This is a genomic window from Mucilaginibacter dorajii (assembly GCF_024808255.1).
GTDB lineage: Bacteria > Bacteroidota > Bacteroidia > Sphingobacteriales > Sphingobacteriaceae > Mucilaginibacter > Mucilaginibacter dorajii.
In genome coordinates this window covers 1-5084 of the sequence record NZ_JANTYS010000047.1, presented here as the reverse complement: position 1 = coordinate 5084, position 5084 = coordinate 1, and the positions used below count along the sequence as shown (strand labels likewise).

Annotated in this window: 3 protein-coding genes and 4 tRNA genes; 4 read left to right on the top strand and 3 right to left on the bottom strand. The window is 41.5% G+C overall.

Annotation, left to right across the window (positions count from 1 at the left end; translation table 11 throughout):
• Nucleotides 1-133 precede the first annotated feature (133 nt).
• Complete coding sequence (topB, locus tag FHS10_RS29155) at nucleotides 134-1975, bottom strand: DNA topoisomerase III (RefSeq protein WP_259097767.1); 1842 nt, start codon at nucleotides 1973-1975, stop codon at nucleotides 134-136.
• Nucleotides 1976-2028: 53 nt separating this feature from the next.
• Between topB and FHS10_RS29150 the strand changes: the two genes are divergently transcribed.
• The gene (locus FHS10_RS29150) at nucleotides 2029-2502 is read left to right on the top strand and encodes a VOC family protein (RefSeq protein ID WP_259097765.1); all 474 of its coding nucleotides are present in this window, start codon (nucleotides 2029-2031) and stop codon (nucleotides 2500-2502) included.
• A 657-nt stretch (nucleotides 2503-3159) separates the two neighbouring features.
• Here the strand turns inward: FHS10_RS29150 and FHS10_RS29145 are convergent.
• Both FHS10_RS29145 and FHS10_RS29140 read right to left on the bottom strand, forming a co-directional pair.
• Nucleotides 3160-3243, bottom strand: a tRNA-Leu gene (locus tag FHS10_RS29145).
• Between the two features lie 140 nt (nucleotides 3244-3383).
• A tRNA-Leu gene (locus FHS10_RS29140) sits at nucleotides 3384-3467 on the bottom strand.
• A 140-nt stretch (nucleotides 3468-3607) separates the two neighbouring features.
• Here FHS10_RS29140 and FHS10_RS29135 point away from each other — a divergent pair.
• From FHS10_RS29135 to FHS10_RS29125, 3 genes are all read left to right on the top strand, one after another.
• Entirely contained in the window at nucleotides 3608-4615 is a 1008-nt protein-coding gene (locus FHS10_RS29135; protein ID WP_259097764.1) for a WD40/YVTN/BNR-like repeat-containing protein, read from the top strand.
• A gap of 133 nt (nucleotides 4616-4748) precedes the next feature.
• A tRNA-Lys gene (locus FHS10_RS29130) sits at nucleotides 4749-4821 on the top strand.
• A gap of 95 nt (nucleotides 4822-4916) precedes the next feature.
• Nucleotides 4917-4989: transfer RNA gene (locus FHS10_RS29125), tRNA-Lys, on the top strand.
• Nucleotides 4990-5084 lie beyond the last annotated feature (95 nt).

The following is a 5084-nucleotide window of genomic DNA, read 5'->3' as shown; positions in this document are numbered from 1 at the left end:
GCTGCAAAGGTAACTACTTTTCGCATTCCTCCAAACTATCTTTAACTATTTCTTAACACTAACTCACAAATCGCTTAATATCAAAGAGAAAAAATCAAAAGAGATGAGAAGAATATTCGTTTTAGCTATTATATTACTTCGCAACAGGTTCTGCAACCACTTTTTTAGGTATACCTACCTTAAGCAACTCCTGCGTAATATTCCGGGTATAAGCTTTAATCTCCTCCTGAAACTCATTAATAGATGCCCCGGAACGGATCTCTTCTAACCTTTTTTCCCAGGTACCGGTCAGTTCGGCCTGGGCAATTTTCTGATCTTTAACTACATTATATACGTTAAGGCCAGTCTCCGTAGGTACCAGGTTCTTTTTCTCTCTTGTGATATAGGTTCTTTTAATAAGGGTTTCTATAATAGAAGCCCGGGTAGCAGGTGTACCAAGGCCGCTATCCTTCATAGCATAGCGCAATTCCTCGTCATCAATTTCCTTACCCGCGGTTTCCAGAGCCTTTAATAAGCTGGCTTCATTATATAATGGCTTGGGCTTGGTTTGCTTTTCGAGCAGGGCTTTATTGATCACCGGCAGGTTTTCGCCTTGTATCACTTTTGGCAAAGCCGCGTTTTCCTCGTCCTTCTTCTCTTCGTCGGGCTCGTTAAATACAGCACGCCAGCCTGCCGAGCCGATCACCGTACCACTCGCCGTAAATTTTGAACCGGATTGAACAACTATTTTAGTGATCTCTTTAATACATTCCTGGTGAAAAGCCTCCAGCATACGGCCGGCAACCATATCATAAACCGCCTGGTGATCTTTTGATAGCTGGTAAGGCTCTACCCCTGTTGTTAACACCGCATGGTGATCGGTCACCTTTTTGGCATTCACGCTTCGCTTATTCAATTTTTGCCCCACCAGGAAGGTGGCCTGCTTACCAAAATCGGGATGTTCTTTTAATTTCTCTATCAATGCAGGCACTTCTGCAAAAACATCATCACCTATATAACGGCTACCCGTACGCGGATAAGTAACCAACTTGCTTTCGTAAAGGTTTTGCAGAATGCCCAACGTTTGATCGGCAGTAAAGCCTTTGCGTTTGTTGGCTTCCTGCTGCAGGCTACTCAAATCATGCAATAACGGCGGCGGTTCCTTTCGGGGTTTGGCTTCCACACTCAGAATGTGGCCACCTGCCGGGAAACCTGCTGCTACATCTTCTACCTTATCTAATACAGCTTGCGCTTCTTCTTTGGTTTTATAGTTTTCGGCAGATATAGCCCTGAAAGCCTGCCCGTCTTTATCAGGCTGAATAGCTACCTGGTAGTAAATCTGCGGCACAAAGTTCTTGTTTTCTAAATAACGTGAACAGATCATGGCCAGGGTTGGTGTTTGCACACGGCCCAATGATAATACCGCCCGGTTGCCGGATGACAAACTTAGCGCTTGTGTAGCGTTCATGCCCACCAACCAATCGGACTGGGAGCGGCAATGTGCCGAATTGAAAAGCGTGTCGTAATCGGTCCCCGGTTTAAGGTTACGGAAACCTTCTTTAATAGCTTCATCTGTTTGCGACGAGATCCAAAGCCGTTTAAATGGCTTTTTACATTTAAGATAGTAATATATATAGCGAAAGATGAGTTCGCCCTCCCGCCCGGCATCCGTAGCAACAATAATTTCTGTGGCTTCGTCAAAAAGGCCTTTAATAATATCCAGCTGCTTTTTTACAGATGGATCATCTATCATCCCCTCTTTACTTTTCACCTTGCGGATAGATAGCTTGAACTTGCTGGGCAGCATAGGCAAATTTTGCACGTTCCAGCCATAATAACCGTACTCCTGCGGGGCGGCCAGCTGCAGCAAATGCCCAAAGGCCCAGGTAAAAGTGTACCCCTTACCTTCTATATAGCCATCTTTCTTATTCACTGCGCCAAATACTTTGGCAATTTCCCTGGCAACGGACGGCTTTTCGGCGATAATAACTTTCATATAACGGGGCGAAAGTAACAAACTGGAACAGGTAAGGCAATGATTGTGGAGAAATGAACGACAAAGCCACCATAGTTACGAACCTTCAATTAGCACGATTATTGCTTATCTATCCTAAAGTCAACAACAGGAAAACGAAAAAAATCTGGGCCAATTTTAGTGTAAAGGATGCTGAACGTACCAATGAATTCTATTCGCAATTAGGTTTTGCGCCAAACAATACAAACAACTACCCTAAATTAGCCAGTTTTAGTTTTGGCGATGACAACTTTGTGATCCATTTTTTTGAGGAAGGCTCACAGATAGATAAATATTTAACATCGGGATCAAAAACCAACAGCGAGATTATTTTCACGCTATCGGCAGAAACAGAAACCGAAGTAAAAGAATGGGCACAACGCATTGAAAATGCCGGAGGCAACATTTTTCAGAAAACCGGCAGAGACGAAAATGGCTACTATGGCTTTGGCTTTGCCGATCCCGATGGGCACAAATTTAATGTGTTGTTGATGGAAGATGGGATGTAAAGTGGTGTTGGGCAAAACGTATTCACAAGGGAGTGTGTTTGTTATTTTTTCCGGGATATAATTAATCTGATATCACTTCTGAAAAAGTTGAATAATTGTAAATAGCACATAGCAGGCAAAAAATATTGATTGAATAGCAATATATGTTTGAATTTTTCTTTTGTCGGCCTTTTGCATTCCCTGGGATATCCTGTAGCCATTTAAAATTGTTGCCCCAACAGCCGGTAAAATAGTGCAGATTATTTTGTTACCTGATGTATAAAGAAAGCTATCACCCCCTTCACCAAAAAAAATCCAAATTAAAGATAGATACAATATAGAAACAAGAAAACTAACAATACACTGAAGTACAGCTAATGCAAAAATCTTGAACCAATTTAATTTGAGTTTATCCAATGTGCCGAATGAGTTGCGTTAATCAAAATTAGCAAATCAGACTGAAAAAATATTTTAAGGATAAATGTTTCGCAGAATACCTATCTCCTCAACAATAAAATATTATTTTAATTTATCATATAAACAGGAGTCAGCGCAGAATTTACCACCACCAATAAACATAAGCACTATAGTTATTTCTATTGCCAACAGGTAATATTACAAGAGCGACCTAAAAAAGATGAGATAAAAGACTCTGAAAGGAAGATATCTTAATCTGTGTACCCAGGATGAGATTCGAACTCACACATCCATTCGGATGCCACCCCCTCAAGATGGTGCGTCTACCAATTTCGCCACCTGGGCATTATAGATTTGAGATGTTAGATTTGAGATATGAAAAAAAGACCGATATCTTAAATTTACTCCCGATACGAGACTTTGAGATATGAGGCGAGAAAAAATCTCAAATCTCACATCTCAATTCTCATATCTTAAAACCGGCGTGCCCGAAGAGAGACTCGAACTCTCAAGAGACAATTCTCAACGGCTTCTGAGACCGCAACGTTTACCAATTTCGCCATCCGGGCGTGTTATTTTATTAACAAGCGTGCAAATATAATCGTTTCTGCCAAATAGCAACCTAATAAATATAAAATTTGGTGCTTAGTTGTTAGTTGGCTGGCTAAGAGTTAATTTAGGATTCACATTAATTATTATCTGCTTATCAATGAAACGTTTTTACACGCTTATTATCACCATTTTAACGCTTTATCCCTTCATTTTAAAAGCGCAAACCATCACTATATTACAACAGGATAAGCCCACCAGCATTCGCGGATTATCTGTTGTGAATGATAAAACAGCATGGATAAGCGGCAGTAAAGGTCACATTGCTATCACCAATAATGGCGGCAAAACCTGGGCCTGGCAGCAGATTAAAGGTTACGAAAAAGCCGATTTCAGGGATATTGAGGCATTTAATGACCAGGAAGCTGTGATCATGAGCTCAGGAACACCGGCTTTGGTTTTGAAAACAACAGATGGAGGCAAAAGCTGGCAGGAAAAATGCCGTAAAACGGATAGCATCTACTTTTTTGATGCCATGGATTTTGCCGATGCCAAACATGGCTACATTTTAGGCGACCCGATCAAAAACAAATTCCTGCTAATGGAAACCAAAGACGGCGGCGATACCTGGACCGAAATGCAGAATACGCCGGATGCCATCCCCGGCGAAGCGGCTTTTGCAGCAAGCGGTACCTGCTTAAGAGTTAACAAAGATTTGGGACTGGTGATAGCAAGCGGAGGAACAACCGCCCGCTTTTTACAATTGTGTAATTGCGATAACCCGAAATGGCAAACAAAGCCCTTCCCTATTGCGCAAGGCGCTGGTAGCAAAGGCGCGTTTTCCATATCAGACGACCTGTTTGTTGCGGTGGGCGGCAATTACTCCAAAGACAAAGTTACCGATTCGGTTATTTGCCGGTACGATAAAAAAAACGGTGCATACCAGGTTTTACCCGCCGATGCTACCGGTTTTCAATCATGTGTGGAACGGGTTGAAGGCAGAATTTACCTATCAACAGGAACATCGGGCAGCAGCTTATCAACTCCTATAGGCCTGTCATGGCGAAAAATTGATGCCACAAGTTTTAACGTTTGTCGCAGGGCAAAGCACGGAAAACTGGTTTTACTGGCCGGCGACAAGGGCAAAATAGCCATTTTTAAAATGTAGTTTATTGGCAATTAATAGCTTAACAAATACTTTACAATTAATTACAAAAAGGACTTGCACCGTATTATTAATCGCCCTATATTTGCACCACTTTAAACGGAAACGGTAGCAGTATCGAAAAAGTTAAAAGTTTGATTCCGTAGCTCAGCTGGTAGAGCATAACACTTTTAATGTTGGGGTCCTGGGTTCGAATCCCAGCGGGATCACAAAAGCCTTTGAAAGAAGGCTTTTTTTATTTACAAATTATAATTCAAATCGCCTTAAGCAGCAACGGTATTATACCAGGCACTGTTAAAGAAACGATTCCGTAGCTCAGCTGGTAGAGCATAACACTTTTAATGTTGGGGTCCTGGGTTCGAATCCCAGCGGGATCACAAAAGAGGCTGTATCATAAATCATGATCAGCCTCTTTTTTATTACTAATGTTTTATTGCTGTAAATTCAAATATCTATTTATTGTTTAATTTGT